Source organism: Halomonas litopenaei, assembly GCF_017303055.1.
In the GTDB taxonomy this organism is placed as follows: Bacteria; Pseudomonadota; Gammaproteobacteria; order Pseudomonadales; family Halomonadaceae; genus Halomonas; species Halomonas litopenaei_A.
In genome coordinates this window covers 94,502-120,859 of the sequence record NZ_JAEKJT010000007.1, presented here as the reverse complement: position 1 = coordinate 120,859, position 26,358 = coordinate 94,502, and the positions used below count along the sequence as shown (strand labels likewise).

At 63.8% G+C, this 26,358-nt stretch carries 23 protein-coding genes and 1 tRNA gene; 10 read left to right on the top strand and 14 right to left on the bottom strand.

The genetic code is table 11. The annotated features are described in order from the left end of the window. Together JF545_RS14860 and tldD are read left to right on the top strand one after the other, a co-directional pair. Nucleotides 1-3,930, top strand: a complete 3,930-nt coding sequence (locus tag JF545_RS14860; protein ID WP_206943350.1) for a YhdP family phospholipid transporter — start codon at nucleotides 1-3, stop codon at nucleotides 3,928-3,930. Beyond that, nucleotides 3,927-5,378 (top strand): metalloprotease TldD, encoded by a 1,452-nt coding sequence (gene tldD, locus JF545_RS14855; RefSeq protein WP_206943349.1) that lies wholly within the window; start codon nucleotides 3,927-3,929, stop codon nucleotides 5,376-5,378. Before JF545_RS14860 ends, tldD begins: the two co-directional genes overlap by 4 nt. Before the next feature lie 172 nt (nucleotides 5,379-5,550). On the opposite strand, the gene yjgA is transcribed toward tldD, so the two are convergent. Then, on the bottom strand, nucleotides 5,551-6,054 hold the full coding sequence (gene yjgA, locus JF545_RS14850; RefSeq protein WP_206943348.1) for a ribosome biogenesis factor YjgA: 504 nt from the start codon (nucleotides 6,052-6,054) through the stop codon (nucleotides 5,551-5,553). A gap of 153 nt (nucleotides 6,055-6,207) precedes the next feature. Between yjgA and pmbA the strand changes: the two genes are divergently transcribed. Next, nucleotides 6,208-7,548: a metalloprotease PmbA gene (gene pmbA / locus JF545_RS14845; protein WP_206943347.1), complete on the top strand. Its 1,341-nt coding sequence runs from the start codon at nucleotides 6,208-6,210 to the stop codon at nucleotides 7,546-7,548. A 71-nt stretch (nucleotides 7,549-7,619) separates the two neighbouring features. After that, nucleotides 7,620-8,711, top strand: coding sequence for a DUF1214 domain-containing protein (locus JF545_RS14840; protein WP_206943345.1), 1,092 nt, complete (start codon nucleotides 7,620-7,622; stop codon nucleotides 8,709-8,711). 34 nt (nucleotides 8,712-8,745) lie between these two features. On the opposite strand, the gene JF545_RS14835 is transcribed toward JF545_RS14840, so the two are convergent. Further along, a complete protein-coding gene (locus JF545_RS14835) occupies nucleotides 8,746-10,020 on the bottom strand; it encodes an O-acetylhomoserine aminocarboxypropyltransferase/cysteine synthase family protein (protein ID WP_206943343.1) in 1,275 nt (424 codons plus the stop codon). 99 nt (nucleotides 10,021-10,119) lie between these two features. Between JF545_RS14835 and JF545_RS14830 the strand changes: the two genes are divergently transcribed. After that, entirely contained in the window at nucleotides 10,120-10,674 is a 555-nt protein-coding gene (locus JF545_RS14830) for an HD domain-containing protein (protein WP_224907509.1), read from the top strand. 33 nt (nucleotides 10,675-10,707) lie between these two features. Here JF545_RS14830 and JF545_RS14825 read toward each other — a convergent pair whose 3' ends face one another. From JF545_RS14825 to bioB, 10 genes are all read right to left on the bottom strand, one after another. Next, the gene (locus tag JF545_RS14825) at nucleotides 10,708-11,034 is read right to left on the bottom strand and encodes a hypothetical protein (RefSeq protein WP_206943342.1); all 327 of its coding nucleotides are present in this window, start codon (nucleotides 11,032-11,034) and stop codon (nucleotides 10,708-10,710) included. Between the two features lie 177 nt (nucleotides 11,035-11,211). After that, nucleotides 11,212-11,688: a universal stress protein gene (locus JF545_RS14820; RefSeq protein ID WP_206943341.1), complete on the bottom strand. Its 477-nt coding sequence runs from the start codon at nucleotides 11,686-11,688 to the stop codon at nucleotides 11,212-11,214. 208 nt (nucleotides 11,689-11,896) lie between these two features. After that, a complete protein-coding gene (locus JF545_RS14815; RefSeq protein ID WP_206943340.1) occupies nucleotides 11,897-13,024 on the bottom strand; it encodes an HlyD family secretion protein in 1,128 nt (375 codons plus the stop codon). After that, nucleotides 13,024-13,410, bottom strand: a complete 387-nt coding sequence (locus tag JF545_RS20155) for a DUF3302 domain-containing protein (protein ID WP_206943339.1) — start codon at nucleotides 13,408-13,410, stop codon at nucleotides 13,024-13,026. The genes JF545_RS14815 and JF545_RS20155 overlap by 1 nt, the downstream gene beginning before the upstream one ends. Before the next feature lie 394 nt (nucleotides 13,411-13,804). Further along, a tRNA-Leu gene (locus JF545_RS14805) sits at nucleotides 13,805-13,889 on the bottom strand. A 247-nt stretch (nucleotides 13,890-14,136) separates the two neighbouring features. Next, entirely contained in the window at nucleotides 14,137-14,835 is a 699-nt protein-coding gene (gene bioD / locus JF545_RS14800; RefSeq protein WP_206943338.1) for a dethiobiotin synthase, read from the bottom strand. Between the two features lie 53 nt (nucleotides 14,836-14,888). Then, nucleotides 14,889-15,773, bottom strand: coding sequence for a methyltransferase domain-containing protein (locus JF545_RS14795; protein ID WP_206943337.1), 885 nt, complete (start codon nucleotides 15,771-15,773; stop codon nucleotides 14,889-14,891). After that, complete coding sequence (locus JF545_RS14790) at nucleotides 15,761-16,576, bottom strand: alpha/beta fold hydrolase (protein ID WP_206943335.1); 816 nt, start codon at nucleotides 16,574-16,576, stop codon at nucleotides 15,761-15,763. The genes JF545_RS14795 and JF545_RS14790 overlap by 13 nt, the downstream gene beginning before the upstream one ends. Further along, entirely contained in the window at nucleotides 16,573-17,748 is a 1,176-nt protein-coding gene (gene bioF, locus JF545_RS14785; protein WP_206943333.1) for an 8-amino-7-oxononanoate synthase, read from the bottom strand. Before bioF ends, JF545_RS14790 begins: the two co-directional genes overlap by 4 nt. A gap of 88 nt (nucleotides 17,749-17,836) precedes the next feature. Continuing rightward, nucleotides 17,837-18,928 carry a biotin synthase BioB gene (gene bioB, locus JF545_RS14780; RefSeq protein ID WP_206943330.1) on the bottom strand — a complete coding sequence of 364 codons (1,092 nt, stop codon included), beginning with the start codon at nucleotides 18,926-18,928 and terminating at the stop codon, nucleotides 17,837-17,839. Nucleotides 18,929-19,112: 184 nt separating this feature from the next. Between bioB and JF545_RS14775 the strand changes: the two genes are divergently transcribed. Further along, a complete protein-coding gene (locus JF545_RS14775; RefSeq protein ID WP_206943328.1) occupies nucleotides 19,113-19,754 on the top strand; it encodes a ComF family protein in 642 nt (213 codons plus the stop codon). Nucleotides 19,755-19,793: 39 nt separating this feature from the next. Then, complete coding sequence (locus JF545_RS14770) at nucleotides 19,794-20,783, top strand: serine/threonine protein kinase (protein ID WP_206943326.1); 990 nt, start codon at nucleotides 19,794-19,796, stop codon at nucleotides 20,781-20,783. Nucleotides 20,784-20,859: 76 nt separating this feature from the next. Here JF545_RS14770 and JF545_RS14765 read toward each other — a convergent pair whose 3' ends face one another. Beyond that, the gene (locus JF545_RS14765) at nucleotides 20,860-21,408 is read right to left on the bottom strand and encodes a hypothetical protein (RefSeq protein WP_206943324.1); all 549 of its coding nucleotides are present in this window, start codon (nucleotides 21,406-21,408) and stop codon (nucleotides 20,860-20,862) included. A gap of 588 nt (nucleotides 21,409-21,996) precedes the next feature. Here JF545_RS14765 and folE point away from each other — a divergent pair. The 3 genes from folE (at nucleotide 21,997) to JF545_RS14750 (ending at nucleotide 24,558) form a co-directional block, all read left to right on the top strand. Beyond that, on the top strand, nucleotides 21,997-22,554 hold the full coding sequence (gene folE / locus JF545_RS14760; protein WP_206943322.1) for a GTP cyclohydrolase I FolE: 558 nt from the start codon (nucleotides 21,997-21,999) through the stop codon (nucleotides 22,552-22,554). A 43-nt stretch (nucleotides 22,555-22,597) separates the two neighbouring features. Further along, complete coding sequence (folX, locus tag JF545_RS14755) at nucleotides 22,598-23,011, top strand: dihydroneopterin triphosphate 2'-epimerase (protein WP_206943320.1); 414 nt, start codon at nucleotides 22,598-22,600, stop codon at nucleotides 23,009-23,011. 86 nt (nucleotides 23,012-23,097) lie between these two features. Continuing rightward, nucleotides 23,098-24,558, top strand: a complete 1,461-nt coding sequence (locus JF545_RS14750) for an NAD-dependent succinate-semialdehyde dehydrogenase (RefSeq protein WP_206943317.1) — start codon at nucleotides 23,098-23,100, stop codon at nucleotides 24,556-24,558. Between the two features lie 159 nt (nucleotides 24,559-24,717). On the opposite strand, the gene purH is transcribed toward JF545_RS14750, so the two are convergent. Further along, nucleotides 24,718-26,298, bottom strand: a complete 1,581-nt coding sequence (purH, locus tag JF545_RS14745) for a bifunctional phosphoribosylaminoimidazolecarboxamide formyltransferase/IMP cyclohydrolase (RefSeq protein ID WP_206943316.1) — start codon at nucleotides 26,296-26,298, stop codon at nucleotides 24,718-24,720. Nucleotides 26,299-26,358: the final 60 nt, after the last annotated feature.

Below are 26,358 nucleotides of genomic sequence, written 5' to 3'. Positions count from 1 at the left end.
ATGAGGCCGATTCGCCTGCTGACTCGCTGGTTACTGACGCTGGTGGCGGTGGTGCTGGCCCTCGCCGCACTGCTGTCGGTGGTCCTGCGTCTCTCCCTGGGCCAGGTGGATCGGCTGGAAAGCACGCTGATCGACATGGTCGAGTCTCGCTTCGAGGCCGAGGCCCACCTGGTCGAAATTAACGGGGCGCTGCGGGGGCTTGACCCCGAGCTGTCCCTGGATGGCCTGCGCCTGGAAGCGCGCGACGCCCTGGGCAGCTATCCGCTGCTGGAAGTCGAGCAGGGGGAGGTGCGCCTGGACACCCTGGCCAGTCTTCAGCAGGGTATTCCCGTCGCCGACAAGGCGCATTTTCAGGGCGTGACTCTGCATCTTTACCAGGACCGTGAGCGTCGCTGGTTGTGGCCCAAGCCTGCCCGGATTCCCCCCGAACTCATGCCTGATGGCGAATTCAACCTGCAGCGCCTGGACTTCTGGGTCGGCGTAATGCTGCGTCAGCGGGCCTGGGTCGATGATCTACGCGTGGTGCTCCACGGGCGGCGGGAAGTGACCACCCTGCATGCGCCCCGGCTGTTGATGACCGGGAACGAAACACGCACCCACATCGAAGGCGAGATTTTCATCGAAGACCGCTCCATGGAAGCCATGGAAGTGGTGATGGCGCTGACCCCGGGCACTCGGGATGCCGGCAATTTCAGTGCGGCGCTGCAGGGCACCATGCAGCTCGACAGCCTGACCGGACTGTCACGCTTGATCGGCATCGAAGACGTGCTCAGGCTGGATGAGGCCAGCGGTGATGCCACGGTATGGGCCCGTTGGGATAACGGACGGCTGGCGGATGTGCGCCTGGATGTACGGGCGCCGCGTATCGCGCTGAACCAGGATGATCATGGCCCATCGTCGGTAGCCCCTGAGGCACCCGCGGCAGAGCATGGCGGCATCGTGATGACGGGGGCCGAGCTGAGAGGGCAGTGGCTGCGGCGTGGGGTCGATGACTGGGAAGCCTGGTTCGAAGGCGACACTGAAGACGTGCTGTGGACGGGCAACGACGGTGAACAGGCCCCTGAGGGCAGCGCGCTGCCGCGTTTCTGGCATGTGGCCAGTCGAGAGGATGGCTGGTGGGCCAACGCCAGTGACTTCGAGCTTGGGGCGCTGGCCCAGTGGCGGGAGAGGGTGCGCCTGCCCGAAGGGCTGTCGCGTGCGGTATCGGCGTTGCAGCCAAGAGGACGCGTCACCGGGCTAGGTTTTGGCAAGCGCGAAGGCGAGTGGCGGGCCCGCGTCAGCGCCGAGGGCGTCGAGGTGGATCCCTGGGAGGATGCGCCAGGTGGGGGCCCCCTCGATGTATGGGTCGAGGCCGACGGCACTCGAGGAAAAGTCGACTTTGTCGATACCGGTGCAGCGTCCATGCACTTCCCTAACCTGTTCTCGGCACCGATGGCACTGGACTACGCCACCGGCCAGGTGCAGTGGTCCTACGATGGGCCGCGCAGCTACGTCAGTGGGCGAGATCTCAGGGTAGGCTGGCGCGGTGCCAAGGTCGACGGGGAATTTGGCCTGGCGATTGCCGGAGACCGGCGCGGGGGCTTCGGCCTGTCACTCGATATGCGTGACGTCAACGCCCGCGATACCGCGCTCAGTGAGTGGCTGCCGATGCCGCTGCTGCGAAACGATGTCGACCCTGAGCTGGCCGAATGGCTCGCCAGCGGCCTGGCGGGGCGGGTGCCCCAGGGACAGCTGAGGTTGCACGTGCCCCTGCGTGAGCAGGACAGCCTCGACAGCGATGCCGAGGGTGGTGACAGGTTGGACACCACGCTTGGGCTTGAGCTCGACATTGTCGATGGGCGCGTGCCCTACGCCGATGGCTGGCCAGCGCTGGAGCAGGTGCGCGGACATCTGTCCGTCGAGGACGATAGCCTGGAAGCCCGCGTCGATCATGCTGAAAGCCTGGGAGTGGTCACAAATGATGCTCGCGTCAGCTTGCAGGACCAGGTGCTGAGCGTAGATGGACCGCTGACTGCGTCGTTGACTGATCTACTGCGGTTCCTGGGCGAGATGCCGGTGGATGGCGTCGACGCCGCCAGTGACTGGCAAGGCGAGGGGCAAGTCCAGGGTGAGCTGGCCTTGCGTATGCCGATGGACGACCCTGACGGACTGTCTCTTAGCGTCGAGGCCAATGCCGAAGCGTCATCGGTCACCCACCAGAGCACCGGGCTTTCCTTCGAGAATGTTCGCGGGCCGCTGACGTGGCAGCAGCAGGGCGACGATGGCGGCCTGTCGGGGCGACTGGATGGTCGCGTGCTGGGCGGTGACGTGACCGCAGAGCTGGAAGGCAGCAACGACAGCGTTGCCCTGTCGGGGCGTGCCGAGGCGCCTGCGCTGCTGGACTGGGCGGGACTGCCTTCGGGGGCGTTGCTGTCCGGTGCCTTTCCATGGCGCGGGCGCTTGAACCTGGAGGCTCAGCGCTTGCAGCTCGACAGTACACTGGAGGGCCTGACGATCGAGCTGCCGGCCCCCCTGGGCAAGCGTGCCGCGGAGCGTGTACCGCTTGCGCTGGATCTACGCCTGGGTGAAGCCATGAGCCTGAGTGCCGAGTACGGCAACAGTGTCGGCGCCAGGTGGCGCGATGCCGGTGGTGGCCAAGGCCAGCTGTGGATCGGTCGGTCGGCGCCTGCCGCCTGGCCCAGGGAGCGGGGCGTGGCGGTGTTGGCGCATCTTCCAAGGCTGGATCTCACGGCCTGGGCGGATGCCCTCAAGCCCCTGGCCGGCAGCATGCCGGGTGGTGGTTCCGGCAGTGGCAGCGTGGGTCTGGCCAGGGTCGAGGCCCGCAGCGACTGCCTCAGCGACGGCGACCGCTGCCTGGGTTCCCTGGTCATCAATGCCAGTCCCGAGCAGGGCGGCGGCCAGCGCTGGAACGCCTCGCTGGACGGTAGCCTGCTCAGTGGACAGATGCGCTATCGGCCCGGCACCCTTCAGCCACTGGTGCTGGATCTCGACCGACTGACCTTGGATGACCTGATTCCGGCGTCTTCAGGGCAAGCGGTCGCCGGGGCCGAAGCCGGTTCACTGTTTGGTGAGCTTGAGGTGGCCGAGGAACCCGCCGAGTTTCCTGCCCGCGTGCGAGATCTGCCTGACGGGCGGCTCGACATCCGTACCATCCAGTACAAGGGCAATCGGATGGGCCCTTTCAGCGGCGAGTGGCGGACCCAGGATGATCGTCTGTCGGTAGACCCTGTCGCCTTGACCCTCGGCGAAGTCAGTGCCAATGGATCACTGATCTGGGAAGCCTCTGGCAGCAGCCACAGCCTCACCAGGTCCCGGCTGGCGTTGACCGGGGGGGATCCTGGTAGCGCCCTGGCTGCGCTGGGCCAGGAGGTCTCGGTGCGTGCCGAGCGTCTGGACGTGGACAGTCAACTGGCCTGGCCCGGCGCGCCCTGGCAGTTCGCCCTGGCCCGTTCGAGGGGTAGCCTTGAGGTGAGCATGCTGGACGGTGCCTTCGCCAACATCAGTTCGCCATCGGCCAAGGTGGTGGGGCTTCTTAATGTCGATAACCTGCTGCGTCGACTGCGCCTGGACTTCACCGACGTCACCGGTTCAGGAACCGCCTTTGACCGTGTCAGCGGTAACGCAACCCTGTATGGTGGAGTGCTGGAAACCGATGGGCCGATCCGCATCGACGGACCGGCGACCGACTTCACGCTGGACGGCTCCGCCGACCTTGCCAGGCGTCAGCTGGACCTGATGCTCGGCGTCACGGTGCCCGTCAGCAACAACCTGCCACTGGCCGCTGTGGTCGCGGGCGCTCCCATCGTCGGTGGGGCGCTGTTCGTGGCCGACAAGCTGTTCGGTGACGTCATCGATCGGGTGACGCGAATTCACTATCTGGTGCAAGGTCCATGGACGTCGCCCCAGATCACTCTGGAAAGTGCCCAATGACATCACATCCTGCGAGCCTCGAAGAGGCGGTTGCCACTCTGTTGACCCCCGGCGGGCTTGACCTTGGCGGACTTGATGCCGGTCTGCGGCATGCCCTCGGGCCGGGCATCGACTATGCCGACCTGTATTTCCAGCGCGCCTGGCACGAAGGCTGGGTGCTGGAGGATGGCGAGGTCAAGGAAGCCAGCTACAACATCGACGGTGGTGTCGGGGTGCGTGCGATGGCCGGTGAAAAGACCGGCTTTGCCTATTCCAACCAGATTACTGCGGATGCGCTGGCGGAGACCGGACGAACTGCCTCGGGCATCGTGCGAAGCGGCGCCAGCCTCAACCAGGCGCCCCGCATCGTGGTCAGTGCGGAGCCCCGCTATGCGGGCATCGACCCCTTGTCGGGGCTGTCGGCCGAGGACAAGGTCGCGATGCTGAAGCTGGCCGACCGGGTGGCCAGAGCAGCCGACCCCAGCGTTACCCAGGTCAGTGCCTCGCTGTCCGGCGTCTATGAAGTGGTCCTGGTCACGGCCAGTGACGGCACTCTGGCGACCGATGTGCGTCCGCTGGTGCGCTTCAACGTGAGCGTGATTGCGTCTCGCAATGGGCGTCGGGAGCGGGGCAGCGCGGGAGGCGGTGGTCGTTACCCGATGGCGCGCCTGCGTGACGAGGGTGTCGCCGAAACTTATGCCAAGGAGGCCGTGCGCCAGGCGCTGGTCAACCTGGAAGCCGCGGATGCGCCGGCCGGGCAGATGCCCGTCGTGCTGGGGGCCGGGTGGCCTGGAATTCTGCTTCATGAAGCGGTGGGACACGGGCTTGAAGGTGACTTCAATCGCAAGGGCAGTTCCGCGTTCGCCGGCCGTATCGGTGAACGGGTGGCGGCGCCAGGGGTCACCGTGGTCGATGACGGGACGCTGATCGATCGGCGTGGTTCGCTGTCGGTGGACGATGAAGGAACGCCGAGTCAGTGCACCACTCTGATCGAGGACGGCATCCTCAAGGGCTACATGCAGGACAAGTTGAATGCCCGCCTGATGGGCATGGCACCGACTGGCAATGCTCGCCGCGAGTCGTTCGCGCACATGCCGATGCCTCGCATGACCAACACCTACATGCGGGCCGGTCAGGACGACCCGGAAGACATCATCAAGAGCGTCTCTCGCGGTCTTTACGCGGTGAGTTTCGGTGGCGGTCAGGTCGATATCACGTCCGGCAAGTTTGTGTTCTCTGCCAGCGAGGCGTATCTGATCGAGGACGGGCGCATTACCGCGCCGGTGAAGGGGGCTACCCTGATCGGTAACGGGCCCGAAGCCATGGGCCGAGTGTCGATGATTGGACACGACATGGCGCTGGACACCGGTATTGGCGTCTGCGGCAAGGAGGGGCAAGGCGTTCCTGTCGGCGTGGGTCAGCCCACCTTGAAGCTGGATGAGCTGACGGTTGGCGGCACCCAGTCGTGAGCGCCGCCTGACACCTACCCATGGGCGCGAGGTTCAGCGCCTTGGGTGGTGCAGGTATGGATGTCTCAGGTCGCGGTTTTTTCAGTTCTGAGTTTTCAGGACTGAGTTTTCAGGTCGTGCTGTGTAAGCCGACCCGAATGGCCGCCGCAAGGCAAGATGGCACCCGGCGGGGCTAGAGTCCCGCCGTGTCGCGCAGCAGTTTATAGAGCCGTTTGGCGTTGGTCGGCGGCTTGTTCTGCTCGCGCTCCTTGCGGGCATTGCGGATGAGCTGGCGCAGTGCCTGACGGTCGGCGTGGGGGTAGTCCGCCAGGAAGGGTTCGACTGCGTCGTCGCCTTCCTCGATCATCCGGTCGCGCCACTTTTCCAGGCGCAGAAAGGCATGGTCGCGCTGCACCTGGGCCTGTTCGATTTCATCGAAGACGGCCTGAATGGCGTCGAGGTCTTCCTTGCGCATCAGTTTGCCGACGTACTGCATGTGGCGCCTTCTCGCCTCGCGGGCACGGATGCGATCGGTTTCCTCGATGGCGCGCAGCAGGTCGTCCGAGAGCGGGAAGCGTGCACGTTCGTCCGGCTTCATGGCGATGAAGCGTTCGCCCAAAGCCTGCAACTCGTGCATTTCGCGCTTGAGTTGTGACTTGCTGGGGCGGTCGTCGGGGGAGAGGTCTTGCTGGGTCATACCGGGTCCCTGATGAAGGCAGCTGGGGCAGCGAAGAGGCGAACGCCAACAGGCGGCGCCCGCCAAAGCTCAGGAGTATACCAGCCCGAGCCGACATGAGCGGCAAGGGATGACAGTCTCAAGCGGTCGATCGGGCCGCAGAAGGAGTAGAAGATGACACAGGCGTTTGATGCCACAGCCCAGCAGAGATTGCTGGAAGGGCGCGCCGAGAGCGCTGTAGCACTGGCCCGGCGGCTAGGAGCTGATGCCTGCGAGGTAGGTGCCAGTGTCGATCAGGGGATCGGTGTCAGCGTGCGTGAAGGCGATGTCGAGTCGGTTGAGCTGTCCCGTGATCAGGGCATTGCGGTGACCGTCTATCTCGGTCAACGCAAGGGCAGTGCCTCCTCCACCGACGCCAGCGATGCGTCGATCAAGAGCGTGGTCGAGAAGGCTATCGCCATCGCCCGCTACACCGGGGAAGATCCCGCTGCGGGCCTGGCCGATGCGCAGCTTATGGCGACCGAACTGCCGGATCTCGATGTCCACCATCCCTGGGCGCTGGAAACGGACGAGGCCATTCAGCGAGCCCTGGCCTGCGAAGCCGCCGGACTTGCTCGTGAGGGCATTCGCAGCTCTGACGGTGCCAGCCTGTCCAGCGGTGAGGGGGTGCGTGTCTACGCCAACAGCCACGGCTTCATGGGCAGCCAGCGCGGCAGTCGTCACTCATTGTCGTGCATGCTGATCGCGGAAGACGCCTCCGGCATGCAGCGCGACTACGATTACACCAGTGCCAGGGACCCCAGGGCCCTGCGCGATCCTGCCGAGGTCGGCGACAGCGCTGCCGAACGCACCCTGCGTCGTCTTGGTGGCCAGACGCCGCAGACCGGCCGCTTTCCGGTCATGTTCGACCCGAGTCTGGCCAGTGGCCTGGTAGGACACTTGATGTCGGCCCTTGCTGGAGGCGCGATCTACCGGGATGCATCGTTCCTGTGCGGGCGCCTGGGTGAGGCGTTGTTCCCGTCCTGGTTCGGTCTCGGTGAGCATCCGATGCTGGTGGGCGGCATGGCGAGCAGCCCGTTCGACGGTGATGGCGTGCAGACCCGTGACAATCGCTTTATCGAAGATGGCCGCATCGCCAGCTACATGCTGTCCGCCTACAGCGCGCGGCGCCTCGGCATGCAGACAACGGCCAACGCCGGTGGTGCGCGCAATCTGCGCCTGGTCGGTGCCACCACGCCCCATGGTGACATGCTGGCGCAGATGGACCGTGGGGTGCTGGTGACCGAGCTGATGGGGCAGGGGGTCAACGGCGTCACCGGCGACTACTCCCGTGGCGCTGCCGGTTTCTGGGTCGAAAATGGACGGATCCAGTATCCGGTCGAAGAGTTTACCATCGCCGGAAACCTGTCACGCATGTTCCAGGGTCTGGTGGCGCTGGGGGACGATGTCGATACCCGCGGCAGTATTCACAGCGGCAGCTGGTTGATCGATGAGATGACGATCGCTGGCAGTTGAGGCCCGAGAGCTGTGCCCATCACAGCCGATACCCTGGCCCAGGGTTGACGTAGGATGTGGAATGCGGCGCTATGCTGACAGTAATGATCGAGTCAGGCATGGGGAGCGTCATGGTGTGGAGACAGTGGGGTGGCTGCCTGGGGGCGGTGATGTTGACGCTAGCTTCCGTTCAGGCGGACGAGGGGGGCGGTACCGGCGCTGGCGATGCCGTTACCCTCGATACCTATATCAGGGCCCAGACCGACCACCATTTTCAGCGCTACGCTGATGATGGTTACTTCGGCACGCTACGCCATGATCGCGCGCCACTGCCTGCAGACGCGGACGTGCTGCGCCCCAATCGAGATGTGTTGCACAGTGTGGGTCTATTCGACCTGAGTTCTCCGGTAACGATCTCGACCCAGGCGGATCCCACCCGACTGCAGTCACTGCAGGTCGTGAGTCAGGACCATTTCACTCCGCTGATGGTCTATGGGGGGCGTGAGATCACTCTGGACCAGGACACGGTGGGGTCACGCTATGCCCTGGTGATGGTCCGCACCCAGGTCGATGCAGACTCGCCCGAGGATATCGCCAAGGCCAACGCCCAGCAGGACGCCATCGAGTGGTCCCAGGCCGAACAGGGTGAGATGACACTGCCCGACTGGGATGTGCAGGGTCTGGCTGACGTGCGTGAAACGGTATTGGGCTTGTCACCCTTCCTGTCGGGTAGTCACCGCATGTTTGGCGCCGAGGGTGATGTCGACCCTGTGCGCCATCTGTGGGGGACCGCTGCCGGTTGGCTGGGCCAGCCCATTGAAGAGGCGTATTACGTCACGATCAATCCGTTGCACAACGACGGCGACACCCCTCAGGTGCTGATGCTGCCGGTCGATGTGCCGGTCACCGGGTTCTGGTCGGTGACGGTGTATGACGACCAGGGCCGCTTGATCGACGGCGCCGACGGCGCCCAGTCGGTGACCAGCAGCACCGCGGATGCCAACGAGGATGGGTCGGTAACGCTGCATTTTGGCGGGGATCCCGACGTGCCGAACTATCTGGCGATTGAGCCTGGATGGAACTACACCCTGCGCTTCTACCGACCTACCGAGGCGCTGACGAAGGGGGAATGGCTGCCCCCTTCGCCGACTCCGGTTGGCTTGCCCGTGCCTGCTTCCAACTAGAACCATGCTCCCACGTCAGGCGTGGGAGCATCGATCATGCTTGTGAGGCAGACAGCGCCTGGTCGAGGTCGCTCAGCAGGTCATCGATGTGCTCGATGCCGATGGACAGTCGGACCATGTCGGCGCTGACACCGGCGGCGGCCAATTCCTCGTCGTTCAACTGGCGGTGGGTAGTGGCGGCCGGGATGGCAGAGCAGGTCTTGGCATCGCCTATGTTGACCAGTCGAAGGATCAGGCCGAGAGCGTCATAGAAGCGTGCCCCCGCATCGCGCCCGCCGTTGATACCGAAGCTAAGAATGCCTGACGCTTTGCCTTGCAGATAGCGGATCGCGAGCCCGTGATCCTTGTGGTGTTCGAGTCCTGCGTACTTCACCCATGAGACGGCGGGATGCTGCTCCAGATATTCCGCGACCTTCTGGGTGTTATCACAGATACGCTCGATTCGAAGCGATAGCGTTTCCAGGCCCTGTAGCAGGTTCCAGGCAGCCTGGGCGCTGAGCGCCGCGCCCATGTTGCGCAGTGGCACGACGCGGGCCCTGGCGATGAAGGCGGCCTCACCAACGTCACGGGTGTAGCTGATACCGTGATAGGACGGGTCCGCTTCGTTGAGCAGGGCAAAGCGCTCGGCATGGGAGGCCCAGGGGAAGCGTCCGGAGTCGACGATGACGCCACCGACGGTGGTGCCATGGCCGCCAATGTATTTCGTCGCCGAATGCACCACGATATCGGCGCCGTGGTCGATCGGGCGACACAGGAAGGGGGTGGCCACGGTATTATCGACAATCAGCGGTAGGCCATGGTCATGGGCCAGAGTCGCCAGCGCGCCAAGGTCGACGACGCTGCCCGAGGGGTTGCCGATGCTTTCGCAGAAAATGGCTTTGGTACGGGCATCGATGTGGCCGGCGATGGTGTCCAGGTCGTCCTTGTCGGCAAAGCGGACCTCGATGCCCTGACGAGGCAGCGTGTGGGCAAACAGGTTGTAGGTGCCCCCGTACAGCTCGCTGATCGAGATGATGTTGTCGCCGGTTTCGGCGATGGTTTGGATGGCGTAGGTGATTGCCGCCATCCCTGAGGCCACCGCGAGTCCGGCAATACCGCCTTCCAGTGCCGCTACCCGCCCCTCCAGCACGCTGCAGGTGGGATTCATGATGCGCGAGTAGATATTGCCTTCGACCTTGAGGTCGAACAGATCCGCGGCGTGTTGCGCATTATCAAATGAAAAGGACGTGGTCTGATGAATGGGCACCGCCACGGCATTCTGGTTGTCGGGCGTGTAGCCGTGATGCAGTGCGATCGTGTCCGGCTTCATGGGGGCTCCTTATTGTGGTTGGGGTGGACTCAGAATAGTGGGCCGACCGTTCGCTGTCCTCAATATATTGAAATGTTCTAATTTATGGAGGCGCCCAAGATGTCCATAGAACCCACCGATGGCCAGGTCATGGTCGAACACGCACGTGTTTTCGCGACGGCTGCCCACTGTGCCATTGGCCAACGCCGCAAGTATCTGGAGACTCCCTACATCGAGCATCCTGCCGCGGTTGCCGCCTTGGTGCGCGAACATTGTCCGAGTCGGCCGGAGCTAGAGGCCGCGGCGTGGCTGCACGACGTGCTGGAGGATACTGAGGTCAGCGAGATGACCCTGCGTGAGTTGTTTCCTGCTGACGTGGTGGAACTTGTGGTGGCCTTGAGTGACCTTGAGGGGCCAGAGGTCGGCAATCGCGCCGCGCGCAAGCGGATCTCGCTGGAACGGTTGGCACGCGCTGGTGGGGATGTACAGACCGTCAAGTATGCAGATCTGATTCACAACACCGGCTCTATTGTCGAGCACGACCCTGGCTTCGCGCGGATCTACCTCAAGGAAAAGCGAGCGCTACTGGAGGCCATGGACCAGGGGCAGGACTCGCTCAAGCGGCTAGCCTGGGCATCGTTGGAGCAGGCCGAGGCCCGTCTGGGCAGGCGATAGAACGGTCCGGTACAGGCATCAGCAGGCGTCAGCCTAGCCGCGAATCAGGCGGGCGCCTGGAGGCACTTGGTCATACAGGTCGTTGCAGTCACCGGGAGGAGGCTGGCGGTCTGGCGTCAGATCCAGGTACCAGATGCGGCATGCACCTGGCGGGGGGAGCGCGTCTTCCGGTAACTGCAGGCTGTCGAGAGCGTCATACTGTCTGTCGCCTCGGCGCTCCGTCAGGCCGTCCGCGGGGGACGTGCTGGAGCAGCCGCTGACCAGGCAAGTGGCGAGTACGAGCACCCCCAGCAGCATGCCCGCAGATGGAGTGGTACCGGCCGCACTGCGCCGAGCGCCATAAAGGCGGAGATGTCTCATCAATGGCTCCCTCGTCAACCTCGGACCATGGCACGCGGGGTCATGGTTCCACGTAGGAGAAAGCCTAGCATGACTGGCGCCGCCGAGGCCGGGACGCGCTTCGCTATGGCGTGCACTCTGCTCGTCTATTCGTTTGCTCTTCTGCTCGTTTGCTCGTCTGTTTGTTTAATACGGGCGTCAGTGCACGGTCACTACTCGGCAGCGGGCGTGATGACTGACCTTGCGTGACACGCTGCCTTCGATCAGGGCCTTGAACTTGCCCATGCCGCGATGCCCCATGACGATGGCGTCGACGCCGTGCTCACGGGCCGCGTCGAGGATGACCTGGCCTGGGCTGCCGTGGCGCAGCAGGATCATCGGTTTGGGAACCCCCAGGCTAAGCGCGTCACGCCCGGCGTTGTCGAGAATCTCTCTGCCGATGGCCTCTCGCTCATCCAGGGCAGCACCAGCGGCGATGGCGGAGACGCCCCAGACGAAGGCGGGTTCCGAACCGAGCTCTTCTGGCACGTGCAGCAAGACTAGCTGGCCGGCGCTTGCGTTTCCGGCGGGCGAAGTATCGTCGCTGCGATGGGCATTGAGCAGCGTGCAGGCCACCTTCAGCGCTTCACGGGAGTAGCAAGAGCCGTCTACCGGTACCAGAATCTTGGTGAACATCGCCGCGGTCCATGTGGTGACTGATCATGTAGGAATTGTAGGATCAGAGCGTCCGCCAAGTTCTTGATTTGGATCATGATGGTCAGCGTTTACGGGCGCCCAGGGCTATTGTTGGTGCTTCAGCCGTCTGGCCTGCAGCGGCGCAGCGCCCAGCAAAAAGCCCCGGGCGTCGGTAGGGACGCCCGAGGCTTGGCTGCGTCGTTTGGCGTCAGTGATCCAGATAGAGGTAGTGCTGCCAACCGAGCATGCGAAGGAGCACCTTGCGCATGATGGCCACGTGATGGAAGTGCTCGGTGTAGACCGCCGCCTGGGCGCTGATGCCCAACGGCAGGTCGGGCACGTCCTGGTCCGGCAGCAGCCGCAATGTCACCAGCGCCGGGGCATCCACTGTCTTGAAGGCGTCTGCGCCCAGCAGGCGATCTCCTGCCGCGACCTGAGACTCGGCGATGGCGGGAAGCACCTCGATGACCTCTGCGCTGAACACCTGGCCAGGCAAGGCCGTGAAGGTCAGCTCTGCTTCGTCACCCTGCTGGATGCGGTTCAGCGCCTGCTGACGGAAGGCGCCAGTAAAACGACCTGGCTCATCGTGCACGAAGACTCCCATCGGCTTGAGCGGCAGCGGCACCGCCATCATGCCGGGGCGTACCGCCAGCTGGGTAAGATACCCGTCTGTCGGGGCGCGGATAATGGTGTTCTCCAGGTCGTACTGGGCCTGGGCCAGTTCGGCCCGCTTGGCGATCACCAGTGGGTCCTGATCATTGGCATCGGGACGCTGTTCCGCTTGAGCTCTTTCCAGTGCTGCCTGGGCCTGGGATACCCGGGCGGCGGTGGTCTCGGCGACCTGGGCCGCTTCATCGATCTGCTGTCGACTGAAGGCCGATGAGGCCGCCTGGTAGCGTGCCAGGGTGCGCTGGGCCTGGTTGCGATCCGCCTGGGCGGCCAGCAAGTTGGCTTCCGCCTCAGCCACGCCTGCGGTGCGGCTGTCAGAGTTGCGCAAGGTGTCTTCCAGCTCGGCGGTCAGACGCTCCACCTTGGCTTCGAACTGCCGTGCATCGAGGGTGAACAGCGGGGTGCCGGCCTTGACCAGGGTGTTGGGGGATACGTTGACCGATGTGACGCGGGCTCGTACTTCCGAGACCAGCGGCGTGACGGCGTAGGCCTGACGCACCTGGCGAGTGAAGGGGTGGTTGTAGTTCATCAACAGCACCAGCGTCGAGACGACAATCACGCCGCCCAGAAAGGCGGTGGGCACTGTCCACTTGTTCAGTGGGATGCGAAACACCTTGAAGATGACGATGCAGATGGCGGCGTAGGTCAGGACGATAAGCAGATCCATCAGGACTGGCCTCCCTGCTGGGTAGAGCTGACGGTCTCGGCCGTCGGGGTAGCCTGCCCTGATTCCTGCCGATCAAGCCGCTGCCTGAGCTGCTCCAGCTCCGCCCTCAGTTGATCGATCTCGTTGCGTTCCCTGGCCTGTTCCTGCTCGATCTGCTGAAAGCCCCAGCCGCGATCATCGCGATACAGGGTGGCCCAGATCCACAGGAAGGGCCACAGCACATGCAGGGTGAAGAGGCTGACCCAGCCCGCTACGTGGATAGCATCCTGATGAGGATGATTGCGCTTCTTGGCGATGCCATAGGGAATGTCGTGAATGACGATAACCCCGTAGAACAGCGTCAAGGCGACAAAAAAGAGAATGCCAAGGGCAAAGTAGTTCAGCATGCAGGGGCCTTTTTTCTTGAATGCTTTTGGAAGAACGCACATCCCGTACCGTTCGCCGCTAAAGATAGCACGAGCGGTGGTCCGATTCGTCGCGGCTTCGTGGCAGTTGTCAACGCGCCGGTGGCCACAGCACAGCGCCGCTATGCCAGAGCGTGATATGCGACGAGAGGGGTGAGGCGAGCGATGTCCTCAGGCATGTGAGCGCGATGACTATCGCTGCGATAAAGCGATCAAAGAGGATAAGTGGGTGTCATCACTGAGCGCCTGGCGAGGCACGTTCCTAGCACCTTCTGAACATGTTCTGAAAGAGTGACGTCACGATTCGGTCACGTTCGATAATCTAGTGCGTCGAGACAACGTGGTCGGGATCGGGAAAAGCTGAGGGATATCAAGATGGTGCGGATGGGGAGACTCGAACTCCCACGCGCTAAGGCACTAGAACCTAAATCTAGCGTGTCTACCAATTCCACCACATCCGCATGCAGGTGAGCGGTGCATATTGTACGTTGCTTGACCGGCAAGTCAACTTTTTCAGCTGTTGGGCGACGCCGCAGCCATCAGGGCCCAGGCGGATGGCGATGGGCCCTTGGTGACAGGCCGCTCATGCCTGAGGCGAAGGGAGCATGCCGGAGGCAATGAGCGCTAATGCAATAAGAGCTAATTCAATAAGAACAAAGGCAGCGAGACAAAAAGGCAACGAATCAAGCGACGCGATAAAGCCAAGGCCTAACCGGGGGGAAGCGTCAGGTACTCGGCGGCCTGCTGCGCCAGCTCCTGGTGGTCGCTGCCTTCCAGGCGGGGAATGATGCCCAGGCAAGGCCCCGGTAGCCGCGCGGTCAGATGGGCAAGGTTGTCCTGGTAAAGGGTTTCATCTGCCGCAAAGTCAGCGTCGATGAGGTTGCCAATCCAGCCAGCGCAGACCACGCCGTCACGGGCCAGCGCTTCTGCGGTCAGCAAGGCGTGATTGAGACAGCCCAGCTTGAGGCCAATGACAACAATGACCGGCAGCCTAAGGCGAGGGGCCAGGCCTGCCAGGTCTTCCTGCTCATTCAGCGGGACGCGGTAGCCGCCAGCGCCCTCGATCAGCGTCAGGTCGCGGCCCAGCGCCAGGGACGGCGCAATGGTCCGTTCCAGCCTGGCCAAGGTCAGCTCGGCGTCGGCGTAGCGCGCTGCCAGATGAGGGGCAATGGGGGGCTCGAAGGCATAGGGATTGATCGTGGCGTAGTCGACCTCAGGCCGACTCTGGGCCTGGAGCGTCAAGGCGTCGATGTTTCTCAACCCTGCAGCCGTAGCTTGGCAGCCAGACGCCACCGGTTTCAGGCCCAGGGTGCTGAGGCCCTGGCGTCTGGCGAGCGCCAAAAGCGCGGAACTGGCGAGGGTCTTGCCGGCATCGGTGTCGGTGCCGGTCACGAAATAGCAGGTCATGGCACGGGTCCATCTTGCAGAAATCTGAGGGTCATGGGGGAGCCGGAGAGCGCTCAGCGGGTGAGTACCAACGTCAGCTGGTGGTAGGTCACGGGAAGTCCCTGTGGCGTGCGCAAGCGCTCGTAACGCTGCTTTGCCTGGGCCAGTTCCCGGCGGGTCAGGCCAGCGCCAGGCCGCGCCACCTGGGCGCCGACGCCCTTGATGGAAGCCATCACTGCGTGAATGTCCGGGTAGTGAAAGGTGACCTCGCGGGGCCGCAGGACGGCATCCTGCCAAGGGCTCTGATCGACCCGCTGCTGATGCTGAGCCAGGCTGGGAAACACCAGCACTCCGCTGGAATGGCCGGGACGCTGCCATGCGCTGGCCACCTCATGCAGGGTGCCGGGCAGCAAGGTGTTGATCACCGCCCGGCCGCCCGGCCGCAGGACGCGATGCACGTTTGCCAGTACCTGCGCCAGGTCAGGACACCACTGGATGGCCAGGTTGGATACCAGCAGATCGATGCTGGCCGTCGCCAGAGGCAGGGACTGGGCATCTGCCTTCAACCACACAGGAGACGATGCCCTGGCGCTGCAGGGGCGTGAATCGTCCGGACGGGCAGCATGACGGCGAGCTTCAGCGAGCATTGCCAGTGACAGGTCCAGTCCTATTACCTGGGCGTTGGGATAGCGATCGCACATCTGCCAGGTGAGATCCCCTGGGCCGCAGCCCAGGTCCAGGACGTTTTGCACGGGCTCGTGATCATTTACCGTATTCTGGCGAGCCTGGGCGTGCCGTGGCGGCAAATCGTCGAGCAACGACTGGGCCATGGCGAGCTGCGCGCGGGCAAGCTGCCGATAGTGTGGGGCTGCCCGCGAAAAGGCCCGATCCACCCGTTGCCGCCAGTGGCTGGCGGAGGTCTCATCACCGAGTGGCGCGTCCTGTGTCAGCGTTGCCATGCTGCCTCCCTCGGGTTTGGTCGGTCGCGCTCGGGCCTGGATGTCTGACGGGGGTCGCCGTGTCCTGGTGACTGGCGGTGCGCCAGCAGGCGCTGTGCCTGTCGCTCCACCGCCTCGACCAGCCGCTGCGGTTGGCTAAGCATGGGGCAGTGTCCGCTGGCGGCGATGCGCTCATCCGCGGCATGGCGCACCGCGGGCGCCATCAGCGGGTCGTCGTGTCCGCACAGGGTGGCCGTCGGGCAGGGCGGCTTGAGGAAAACGTCGTGAATATCCTCCTGGGCCAGCGTCGAGAGTCCTTGTGCGAGAGTGGCGTGATCGGCCTGTGCCTGCGGTCTCAGCAGTGCCTTGAGCGACGCCAGTGACGGGCGAGGCTCAGGCTCTGCCGATAGCTGCCAGCGTAGGAAGTGCTCGACTGCCCGGTCTGGGTCACGGTGAAAGGCGCTGTTGAAGTCGGCGAGTGCCTGTTGGCTGACCCCTGCGGGGTGGCAGAAGGTCGGGCCCATGCCGATCAGCACGAGCGCATCAGGAGGCCCCATGACACGTGCCAAGGCGGCAGCCTGGAGAGCTCCCAGCGACCAGCCCACCCACACCACCGAGGTATCCTGGTCGGGCAGCAGCTCAGGAGACATGGCCTCGGCAAGCTGACTGATGGAGCCCGGGTCAGCCAATGGGGACGACGACTTGGTGCCCATGCCCGGCCAGTCAATGGCATGCACGTCCCAGCCCTGGGACCAATGCGGGGCGAGGGGGGCAAAGACACGGGCATCGATGGCCCAGCCCGAGAGCAGTACCAGGCGGGTCATGCGCCAACCTCTTCCATGCTGTCGGCCGGGACCAGCCGCTGACAGCTGGCCAGGGCGTCAAGCAGGCGCTGGATGTCGTCGTGGCTGTGGCCGGCGGTTAACGTGATGCGCAGTCTGGACTGGCCATTGGGCACGGTGGGCGGGCGAATCGCTCCGACCTTGATGCTACTGGCTTCCAGCAGCCGCGCCCACTCCAGGGTGCGTGACTCATCTCCCAGCAATATCGGTTGGATCGGTGTGCGCGATGGCATCAGTGGCAGGCCCAAACGCGACGCCTCATCCCGGAACAGCTGCACCAGCGAATGCAGGTGCTGCCTGCGCTCGGGTTCCGCGTCAAGCAGCTCCAGGGCCTTGAGCGAGGCTGCGGCCACCGGGGGCGGCATGGCGGTGGTGTACACATAGGGCCGGGCGAACTGAATCAGGTGCTCGATCAAGGCATCGTCTCCGGCGACAAAGGCGCCGCCAGTGCCGAGCGCCTTGCCCAGAGTGCCGACAAGGATCGGCACCTGCTGGCTGTCGTAGCGCTGACCCACACAGCCGTCACCACGCTCGCCCAGCACACCAACGCCATGGGCATCATCGATCATCAGCCAGGCCCCATGGCGCTGGCACAGTCGGGCCAGTTCCCCGACGTCGGCGCAGTCGCCGTCCATGCTGAACACCCCGTCGCTGATGGCCAGAGCCAGGGACTTCTCCGGCGCACGGGTCATCAGCCGGTCGAGGTCGGCCAGGTCGAGGTGGTGGTAACGGCGTGAGCGGGCGCCCGCCAGTCGTGCCCCGTCGATCAGCGAAGCATGGTTGAGACGGTCCTGATACACCTGAACATGGGGATCGCACAGGGCTTGAATGACCCCAAGGTTGGCCATGTAGCCGGTGGAGAAGAGCAATGCTCGCGGCCGGCCGGTGAGTCGTGCCAGGGCCTCCTCGAGGGCCTCATGCAGCTCACCATGGCCGGTCACCAGATGAGAGGCTCCCGCGCCGCTGCCGTAGCGACGAGCGCCGTCGCTGGCCGCTTCGGCCAGGCGTGGGTCGGTGCGCAGGCCCAGATAGTCGTTGCCCGCCATATCGAGCAGCGCGAGATCCCGCCGCTGTGTCTGGCGTTGGCGCCAGCGCTGGGCCTGCCGGCGTTGGTCGGCGCGTAGCCTCAGGTAATCGTTCCAGGTCTGGCTCATGGTGTTCTCTGTGCCTTGCATTGCCCCCGCTTGGCATCGGCAATCAGCCGCAGGGGCAGGCAGGCGAAAGGCATCTGGGGCAGCGTCGTTAGACGGCGGCGTCGTAGTACTGCTCGCTTTGGGCGACGCTGGCCTGACGTTTCACCTCACGGCTGAGGGCCTCCGCCTGCTGCTCGTCGGTGGCGCAGCTCTCGCGCTGTTCCGGGTGCAGGCCGAGCTTGGCAAACAGCGCCTTGTCGCGTTCCACCTGGGGGTTGCCGGTGGTCAGCAGGGTGTCGCCGTAGAAGATCGAGTTGGCGCCTGCCATGAATGCCAGGGCCTGGGTCGACTCATCCATCTGCTCGCGCCCGGCGGACAGGCGGACATGGCTGGTCGGCATCATGATGCGGGCGACAGCGATGGCCCGCAGGTATTCGATGGGGTCGAGGTCCTCGACATTCTCGAGCGGGGTGCCGGGCACCTTGACCAGCATGTTGATGGGCACCGATTCGGGGTGCGGCGACAAGTTGGCCAGCTGCCTCAGCAGGCCTGCGCGATCCCGCGCGGACTCGCCCATGCCAAGGATCCCGCCGGAACAGATCTTCATGCCGGCATCGCGCACATTGCCGAGGGTGTCGAGGCGGTCGGCGTAGCTGCGCGTGGTGATGATCTCGCCGTAGTACTCGGGAGAGGTATCCAGGTTGTGGTTGTAGTAGTCGAGACCAGCATCCGCCAGCTGGCGCGCCTGATCCCCATCGACCATGCCGAGCGTCATGCAGGTTTCAAGACCCAGCGCCTTCACTTGCTTGACCATTTCGAGCACGACGTCCAGGTCACGCTGGCGCGGGCTGCGCCAGGCGGCTCCCATGCAGAAGCGGCTGGCGCCAGCGTCCTTGGCGGAACGGGCCTGGGCGACAACTTTCTCGATCTCGAGCAGCTTCTCCTTGTCCAGACCGGTGTTGTAGTGGCCGGACTGGGGGCAATACTTGCAGTCTTCCGGGCAAGCGCCGGTCTTGATCGACAGCAGGGTGGACACCTGTACCGCATTGGCATCGAAGTGCTGGCGATGGATCGTCTGTGCCTTGAACATCAAGTCGTTGAAGGGCAGTGCGAAGAGGGCCTCGATTTCATCAAAGGACCAGTCGTGGCGCGGGGTACTGTCCAGGGCTAGGGTGGAAGAAGAGGTCACGGTGGCCGACATGGAGTGTCTCGCTTTGGTCAACTTTTTTAAAATAGGTAAGTTGACGGACAGGATAGGGCGTTTGACCCGCCTGTCAACCTGCAGGCTCGCTGAAGTTGACCACATGCTGGCCAGGTGGTTGCCGCAGCGCTGCCCCTGGTGCTTGGCGCCGAATCTGGCCGTTGAGCCAGGAGCCGGACCCCGGATGCCGTTGTGCCGACGCTGTCAGGCCTGCCTGGCGTGGAACGTGGCGCCCTGCGAGCGTTGTGCAGAACCCTTGGCGCCAGCCCTGGAGGCAAGGCCAGCCGGGACCCGCCTGTGTGGGCGCTGCTTGACCACCCCCCTCGCGCTGGACACGGTAGTAGCGCCACTGATCTATCGTGACGAGATTCGCCGGTTGGTCCAGCGCTTCAAGGCTGGGGCCCATCGGCCAAGCGCACATCAGTTGATCGCCCTGTTTCTGTGGGCCCTGGAGGCACGCGAAACGACGGTTCCGGATGTCTTGATGGGAGTGCCGAGACATCGGCAGCGGGCGCGTGAGCAGGGCTTCGACCAGAGCGAATGGTTGGCTTTCGAGCTTGGTAGGCGCTTGGGCGTGCCGGTGACCCGTGGTCAGCGGCGGCGCAATGACCCGCCTCAGCACACCCTGACGGCGAGTGCCAGACGACGTCAGGTGAAGGGCATGTTCGACGTGGCGGGTCCCATGCCTCGCCATGTGGTGCTGGTCGACGACGTGATGACGACGGGCGCCACTCTCTCGCGCCTGGCCAGTGCGTGCCGAGACGCCGGTGCCGAGCGAGTCGATGCCTGGGTAATGGCCAGGACGCCGCCACCCTGGCTCTGTTAAGCTGCCGCGGTCGTTTCCCACCTGCGCGCTGGAGTCTCCATGAGTACCTCGACCCCCTTCCATGAACTGTCGCCCCAGCGCGTCGTAGACGCGATCGAGTCCCTGGGGTTCTGGCTATCGGGTGAGCCCTTCGCGCTGAACAGCTACGAGAATCGCGTCTACCTGGTCAGAGATGAAGAGGGCGGACGCTGGGTGGCCAAATTCTACCGCCCCGGTCGTCTCTCATCGCAGGCGATACAGGAAGAGCACGCCTTTCTGGCAGAGCTCGAGGCGGCTCAGGTGAACGTCGCCGCGCCCTGGTGCGATGATGCGGGTAATAGCCTGCACGAGGTCGACGGGCAGCGGCTGGCACTGTTCCCCCACCTGCCGGGTCAGGCACCCGAGCTGGAGAATCCTGATCATCTGTTCGCGCTCGGAGAATTGATTGGCAGGGTCCACGAGGTGGGGCGCCGCGGACGCTTTATGCACCGCGCACAGCTGGTGCCATCGACCATGGCGGAGCAAGCCCGCGAGACGATTCTTGGCAGCGACTGGTTGAGCCAGCGTCAGCGCGACAGCTATGCCTCGGTAGCAAAGACGCTGGTAGCCACCCTGGCGCGCTTCGATGATGCGGCAGGGGCTGCGTTGCGCGTCCATGGCGACTGCCATGTCGGCAACATGCTGGGACGAGACGATCACTTTGCCCTGGTCGACTTCGATGATGCGCTGATGGCGCCGGCGGTACAGGATCTGTGGATGTTGTTTACTGCCCAGGCTCCCGAGGAGAGGACGCAGCAGCTGTCCGAGGTGATCGAAGGGTACGAACAGGTGTTGCCGTTTGAGCGTGGCGAACTGGCGTTGATAGAACCGCTGAGGACGCTGCGCGTGATGCGTCACAGCGCCTGGCTGGTGGGGCGTTGGGAAGACCCGGCCTTTCCCAGAGCGTTTCCCTGGGTGGCGGATCACGGCTACTGGGATGAGCATATCCGCCAGCTGGAGCAGCAGCGCCTGGCGCTGTCCGACAAGGAGCGCTGGTTGGCCGGAGGCTGACGGCGTTGTTCGGTCGGCAGGCGCGGGAGCAGTGATGCCAGCCTCCCGCGCTTTACGACGGTGGCGGAGGTGAGGTCTAGTCGCCGGTCTCGTTGTTGCCTTCGGCTTCGCCGTCGGCCTCAGTACGGGGGCCTGTGCGGCGTCGCTCGGCATTCAGCTCGGCTGAAGGGTTGGGCATCTGCTCGATGTCGAGGGCGTGGGTGAGTTCCAGCTGGAAGACGTGGTTCGCCTCAAGCTCACAGCCGTTGTCATCACAGGCATCGAGCCCGAACTGGCCGTCCGTGTCATAGGCGCCCGCCACCAATTCTCCCGAATAGATGTGGCTGTCTCCCCCCTCGGTCTCCACGCAGGTCAGCGCCTGTGTAGTGATTCTCAGGCGATCCCCGTCACGCTTGGCATCCCCCACCAGAACACAATAGTGCGGCAGATCGGTGCGGCCGCTGGCGTCGCTTGCAGGGGTCAGCATGACGTCGTGAAGCTGGTCCTGGGCGCCGTCCAGTGCGATGCCGTCGATCGTGGTGACGTCGATGCGAGATTGGGCGGGCAGGGCCAGACTGTCGGCCTGGGCGGTGGCGGCAAGCGCCATGCCGACGCAGGCGAGAGATGACAGAAGGGCAATAGACAATGATGAAGGCCGGGACTTCAGGCGGCGGCAGGACATAGGCGTTTCTCGCAGAAGATCGTACAGGGCAGGCACTGTACTCATAAGCGCACCGTGATTGATCCAGAACCGCGCTCGCTACCTAACCTTGCTCGCTAACGAGCCGCGATGGGATCAAGAACCGTGCTGACGAAAGCATCTTTCCGAAGAATGAGTCTGAGCGAAGTGGTCTCTGGACGTTGGCCTGTCCCAGCCACCCCACACGGCGGTTCGACGATAGCACAGCGCTGACAGCGGGGCAGCCACCACGACCGTTACGCGACACTGTGTCACGTTATCGGCGCCGGCAATGACGAGCATCCGGGCACCTCGACGCTAGCGGGTCGCGCAGGCCTGGGCTGTCGTTTGGCGTCTCCCCGACGTCATGCATCGTGGATATCGAACGGTAGGTTTGGCGAGCGGCCATCGCGAACTGCGACGAAGCGCCGGCTGCGGTAGACTTATGGGCACGAATCGGCAATAGTTGTATTTTAAACATTCAACGTACAGGTCTTGTATAGTTGGGAGCGAAACTCCCGGCATGCCTGGGCGTATCCCCTGAAGGGCTGGATCATGACTGAAGCACTCGCCAATCACTATCGACACATCATTGAGGAGCTGGGCGAGGACCCGGAGCGGGAGGGGCTTGTCGACACGCCCAAGCGAGCCGCCAAGGCGATGCAGTTTCTCAATCGCGGCTACACTCAGTCGCTGGAAGAGATCGTCAATGGGGCCGTGTTCTCCTCGGAGACAGATGAGATGGTGCTGGTCAAGGATATCGAGCTCTACTCGATGTGCGAGCACCACTTGCTGCCCTTCATCGGCAAGTGCCACATCGCCTACCTGCCTCAAGGCAAGGTGCTGGGGCTTTCCAAGTTTGCCCGGATCGTCGACATGTATGCTCGACGCATGCAGATCCAGGAGAACCTGACACGTCAGATTGCGGATGCGGTCCAGCAGGTGACCGGTGCCAGGGGGGTGGCAGTGGTGGTGGAGGCCCGCCATCTGTGCATGATGATGCGTGGTGTGGAAAAGCAGAATTCCAGTATGACATCCTCGGTGATGCTCGGTGCCTTCCGCGAAAAGGCCAGCACACGCCAGGAGTTTCTGACGCTGGTCAGTGGCCGCTGATACCAGCCGCCGTCGTCAACCTGCCTCGAACACGGGAGGGGCCATGTCTCTGCACGTTCTGGGGGATCAGCATCTAGATCACGATCTCGCCACCATTCGCATCAAGAATCTGCGGTTGCGCACCTACATCGGTATCAAGGAGGAGGAGATCCTCAATCGCCAGGATGTGGTGATCAACGCCGTCATTCGCTACCGTGCGGACAAGGCCGTTGCGTTCAACCACATTGAACAGGCCTTGAACTACCGCACGATCACTAAGGAAGTCATCGCCCTGGTGGAAGGCAATCGCTTTCAATTGCTTGAGCGCATGACCCGTGAGGTGCTCGACCTGATCATGAGTCACGAGCAGGTGTTGACCACCCAGGTCGAGATCGACAAGCCCCACGCGCTGCGGTTTGCGGACTCTGTTTCGATCACCCTGTCAGCATCCCGCGCCGCGGATGAGACGTCGGCGTGATGCCAGTGTGATACGGGTTGGCGATCCGCCGGTGAAGCGCTTAGCATGAAAGTGATGTTCCTTTCGCCATATCGCCAGGAGGCTAAATGAAAGCCCTACAGGAAATGCCGCTGTATCGCCCCTTCGCCTACATTGATGGCAGTTGGGTGGCAGCCGACAGCGGGGATCAGATCGAGGTCGTCAATCCGGCCAATGGCGAGGTCATCGCGCAAGTGCCACGTCTTGGCCGGGCCGAGACGGAGACCGCTATCGGAGCAGCCGAGGCCGCCTTGCCGGCCTGGCGGTCGCTGACCGCACAAGAACGTGCGGACATCCTGATGAAATGGTACGAGCTGATGCTCGAGCATCAGGACGAGCTTGCGACCATCATGACCCTTGAGCAGGGCAAGCCGCTCAAGGAAGCCGCTGGTGAGATCGTCTATGCCGCCAGCTTCCTGCGCTGGTTTGCTGAGGAAGGCCGCCGCGTCTATGGCGAGACGATTCCAGCGGTGAAGTCCAGCCAGCGCATCGTGGTCACCAAGCAGCCGGTAGGCGTCTGTGGCGCGATTACTCCATGGAACTTCCCGGCCGCCATGATTACGCGCAAGGCCGGGGCTGCCTTGGCGGCGGGATGTACCATCGTGGTCAAGCCGGCCAGTCAGACCCCCTTGTCGGCCACTGCGCTGGCGCTGCTCGCCGAGCGTGCGGGAGTGCCGCGTGGCGTGTTCAATGTGGTGCCGGGTTCGGCCAGCGAGATCGCCGCTGCGCTGACCGAGTCGCCGGTTGTGCGCAAGATCACCTTTACCGGGTCGACCGAAGTTGGCCGTACGCTGATGGCCCAGGCGGCCCAGAATATCCAGAAGGTGTCGCTGGAACTGGGCGGCAACGCGCCGTTCATCGTGTTCGAGGATGCGGATCTGGACGCTGCGGTCAGTGGTGCCATGGCGGCCAAATTCCGAAATGCCGGTCAGACCTGCGTCTGCACCAACCGCTTCCTGGTCCAGTCGAGCGTGGTGAACGCGTTCAGCGAGAAGCTCGCGGTGGCGATGAACAGCGAGCTTCAGGTTGGCGACGGGACCGAGGACGGCGTCAATATTGGTCCGCTGATCGACGAAAATGCCGTCAGCAAGGTCAACGAGCATGTTCAGGATGCGGTCGACAAGGGCGCCGAGCTGTGGATTGGCGGTCATCCTCATCCCTTGGGCGGCAACTACTTCACACCGACCCTGGTCAGTGGCGCCAGCAGCGAAATGAAGGTGGCGCGAGAAGAAACCTTCGGCCCATTGGCGGCGGTGTTTCCCTTCGATGACGAGGAAGACGCGGTTGCCCTGGCCAACGATACCGAATTTGGGCTTGCCGCCTACTTCTACTCGAAGGACCTGGGCCGCGTATGGCGGGTTGCCGATGCACTCGAGTACGGTATGGTCGGCATCAACACCGGCTTGATTTCCAATGCTGCGGCCCCGTTTGGCGGAGTCAAGGCGTCAGGTCTGGGGCGCGAAGGCGGTCACCAGGGCCTGGCCGAGTTCCTCGAAACCAAGTACCTGTGCATGGACATCGGTGAGTGACGTCGATCTGAGCGGCCGTGAGCGATAGCGGCCGCTTCCCTGACGCTTAATAAAAGGGCCTCGACGCATGCGTCGAGGCCCTTTTATTGAGTGCAGGCAGGCACCGTTGCCGGTGCCCGCGTAGCGCCCGCCACCCGTTGAGGTAGCGGGTAGCTGCCTTCAGTGGCGGAAGTGACGCATGCCGGTAAATACCATGGCGATGCCGGCCTCATTGGCGGCGTCAATCACTTCCTGGTCGCGCATGGAGCCGCCGGGCTGAATGACCGCGGTAATGCCGGCACTGGCGGCGGCATCGATGCCATCCCGGAACGGGAAGAAGGCGTCTGAGGCCATGACCGAGCCGGGCACTGAGAGTCCTTCGTCGGCCGCCTTGATGCCGGCGATACGAGCGGAGTAGACGCGGCTCATCTGGCCTGCGCCCACGCCGATGGTCTGACCATCCTTGGCGTAGACGATGGCGTTGGACTTGACGTACTTGGCCACCTTCCAGGCGAAGGCCAGGTCACGCATTTCCTGCTCGCTGGGCACCCGCTCGGACACCACGGTCAAATCGTCGCGCTCGACCATGCCAAGGTCACGATCCTGGACCAGCAGACCACCGGTGACGCGCTTGAGGTCGTGGGCAGCGAGCTGCTCGCCGGGCCAGTGAGCGCTGATATCCAGCAGTCGCACGTTCTTTTTCTCGGCGACGATGGCGATGGCGTCGTCACTCACCCCTGGGGCGATGATGACTTCAACGAACTGACGATCGATGATCGCGCGGGCGGTGTCTGCATCCAGCGGCACGTTGAAGGCGATGATGCCGCCAAAGGCGCTGGTCGGGTCGGTGGCGAAGGCCTTGTCATAGGCTTCGCGCGCGCTGGCGCCTACGGCCACGCCACAGGGGTTGGCGTGCTTGACGATGACACATGCAGTGTCAGCAAAGCTCTTCACGCACTCGAGTGCGGCGTCCGTGTCAGCCACGTTGTTGAACGACAGCGGTTTGCCCTGCAGGGTCACCGCGGTGGAGACGCTCGGCTCGCTGGCGTTGTCTTCCACGTAGAAGGCCGCCTGCTGGTGAGGGTTCTCGCCGTAGCGCATCGACTGCTTCTTGGTGAGCTGCAGGTTGTAGGTGCGCGGGAAGCCGTCATCGCTACCTTCGACCAGGCGTCCCAGGTAGTCGGCAATGGCACCGTCGTAGCCTGCGGTGTGCTCGAATGCCTTGACGGCCAGGTCGAAACGCGTGGGCTGGGTGACGGCCCCTGCGTTGTCGCGCATTTCAGCAATCACTCGGTCATAGTCCGCCGCGTTGACCACGATGCTGGTATGGGCATGGTTCTTGGCGCAGGAACGCACCATGGTGGGGCCACCGATATCGATGTTCTCGATGGCATCCTCGAGACGACAGTCCGGGCGGGCGATCGTGGCAGCGAAGGGGTAGAGGTTGACGACCACCATGTCGATAGGGGCGATGTCATGCTGTTGCATGACGGCATCGTCCTGTCCGCGCCGACCCAGGATGCCACCGTGAATCTTGGGGTGCAGCGTCTTGACCCGGCCGTCCATGATCTCCGGGAAACCGGTGTGCTCCGAGACTTCCGTCACGGCAATGGCGTTGTCGGCCAGCAGGCGGTAGGTGCCGCCGGTGGAGAGCAGTTCGACCCCCATATCGGACAGGGCGCGGGCGAAATCGACGATGCCGGTCTTGTCCGACACGCTGATCAGGGCGCGGCGAACGGGGAGGGGAGAGGGCTGGGCCATGGGAAGGTCTCTATTGCGAGGAAAAACGATAGGGCGAGAAAAGGGAGCCGTCAGGCTCCC

What these genes read in the sequence shown, in the direction of transcription:
- JF545_RS14860 (WP_206943350.1), top strand. Translation starts at nt 1, where the DNA reads ATGAGGCCGATTCGCCTGCTGACTCGCTGGTTACTGACGCTGGTGGCG.
- tldD (WP_206943349.1), top strand. Translation starts at nt 3,927, where the DNA reads ATGACATCACATCCTGCGAGCCTCGAAGAGGCGGTTGCCACTCTGTTG.
- yjgA (WP_206943348.1), bottom strand. Translation starts at nt 6,054, where the DNA reads ATGACCCAGCAAGACCTCTCCCCCGACGACCGCCCCAGCAAGTCACAA.
- pmbA (WP_206943347.1), top strand. Translation starts at nt 6,208, where the DNA reads ATGACACAGGCGTTTGATGCCACAGCCCAGCAGAGATTGCTGGAAGGG.
- JF545_RS14840 (WP_206943345.1), top strand. Translation starts at nt 7,620, where the DNA reads ATGCTGACAGTAATGATCGAGTCAGGCATGGGGAGCGTCATGGTGTGG.
- JF545_RS14835 (WP_206943343.1), bottom strand. Translation starts at nt 10,020, where the DNA reads ATGAAGCCGGACACGATCGCACTGCATCACGGCTACACGCCCGACAAC.
- JF545_RS14830 (WP_224907509.1), top strand. Translation starts at nt 10,120, where the DNA reads ATGTCCATAGAACCCACCGATGGCCAGGTCATGGTCGAACACGCACGT.
- JF545_RS14825 (WP_206943342.1), bottom strand. Translation starts at nt 11,034, where the DNA reads ATGAGACATCTCCGCCTTTATGGCGCTCGGCGCAGTGCGGCCGGTACC.
- JF545_RS14820 (WP_206943341.1), bottom strand. Translation starts at nt 11,688, where the DNA reads ATGTTCACCAAGATTCTGGTACCGGTAGACGGCTCTTGCTACTCCCGT.
- JF545_RS14815 (WP_206943340.1), bottom strand. Translation starts at nt 13,024, where the DNA reads ATGGATCTGCTTATCGTCCTGACCTACGCCGCCATCTGCATCGTCATC.
- JF545_RS20155 (WP_206943339.1), bottom strand. Translation starts at nt 13,410, where the DNA reads ATGCTGAACTACTTTGCCCTTGGCATTCTCTTTTTTGTCGCCTTGACG.
- bioD (WP_206943338.1), bottom strand. Translation starts at nt 14,835, where the DNA reads ATGACCTGCTATTTCGTGACCGGCACCGACACCGATGCCGGCAAGACC.
- JF545_RS14795 (WP_206943337.1), bottom strand. Translation starts at nt 15,773, where the DNA reads ATGGCAACGCTGACACAGGACGCGCCACTCGGTGATGAGACCTCCGCC.
- JF545_RS14790 (WP_206943335.1), bottom strand. Translation starts at nt 16,576, where the DNA reads ATGACCCGCCTGGTACTGCTCTCGGGCTGGGCCATCGATGCCCGTGTC.
- bioF (WP_206943333.1), bottom strand. Translation starts at nt 17,748, where the DNA reads ATGAGCCAGACCTGGAACGATTACCTGAGGCTACGCGCCGACCAACGC.
- bioB (WP_206943330.1), bottom strand. Translation starts at nt 18,928, where the DNA reads ATGTCGGCCACCGTGACCTCTTCTTCCACCCTAGCCCTGGACAGTACC.
- JF545_RS14775 (WP_206943328.1), top strand. Translation starts at nt 19,113, where the DNA reads ATGCCGTTGTGCCGACGCTGTCAGGCCTGCCTGGCGTGGAACGTGGCG.
- JF545_RS14770 (WP_206943326.1), top strand. Translation starts at nt 19,794, where the DNA reads ATGAGTACCTCGACCCCCTTCCATGAACTGTCGCCCCAGCGCGTCGTA.
- folE (WP_206943322.1), top strand. Translation starts at nt 21,997, where the DNA reads ATGACTGAAGCACTCGCCAATCACTATCGACACATCATTGAGGAGCTG.
- folX (WP_206943320.1), top strand. Translation starts at nt 22,598, where the DNA reads ATGTCTCTGCACGTTCTGGGGGATCAGCATCTAGATCACGATCTCGCC.
- JF545_RS14750 (WP_206943317.1), top strand. Translation starts at nt 23,098, where the DNA reads ATGAAAGCCCTACAGGAAATGCCGCTGTATCGCCCCTTCGCCTACATT.
- purH (WP_206943316.1), bottom strand. Translation starts at nt 26,298, where the DNA reads ATGGCCCAGCCCTCTCCCCTCCCCGTTCGCCGCGCCCTGATCAGCGTG.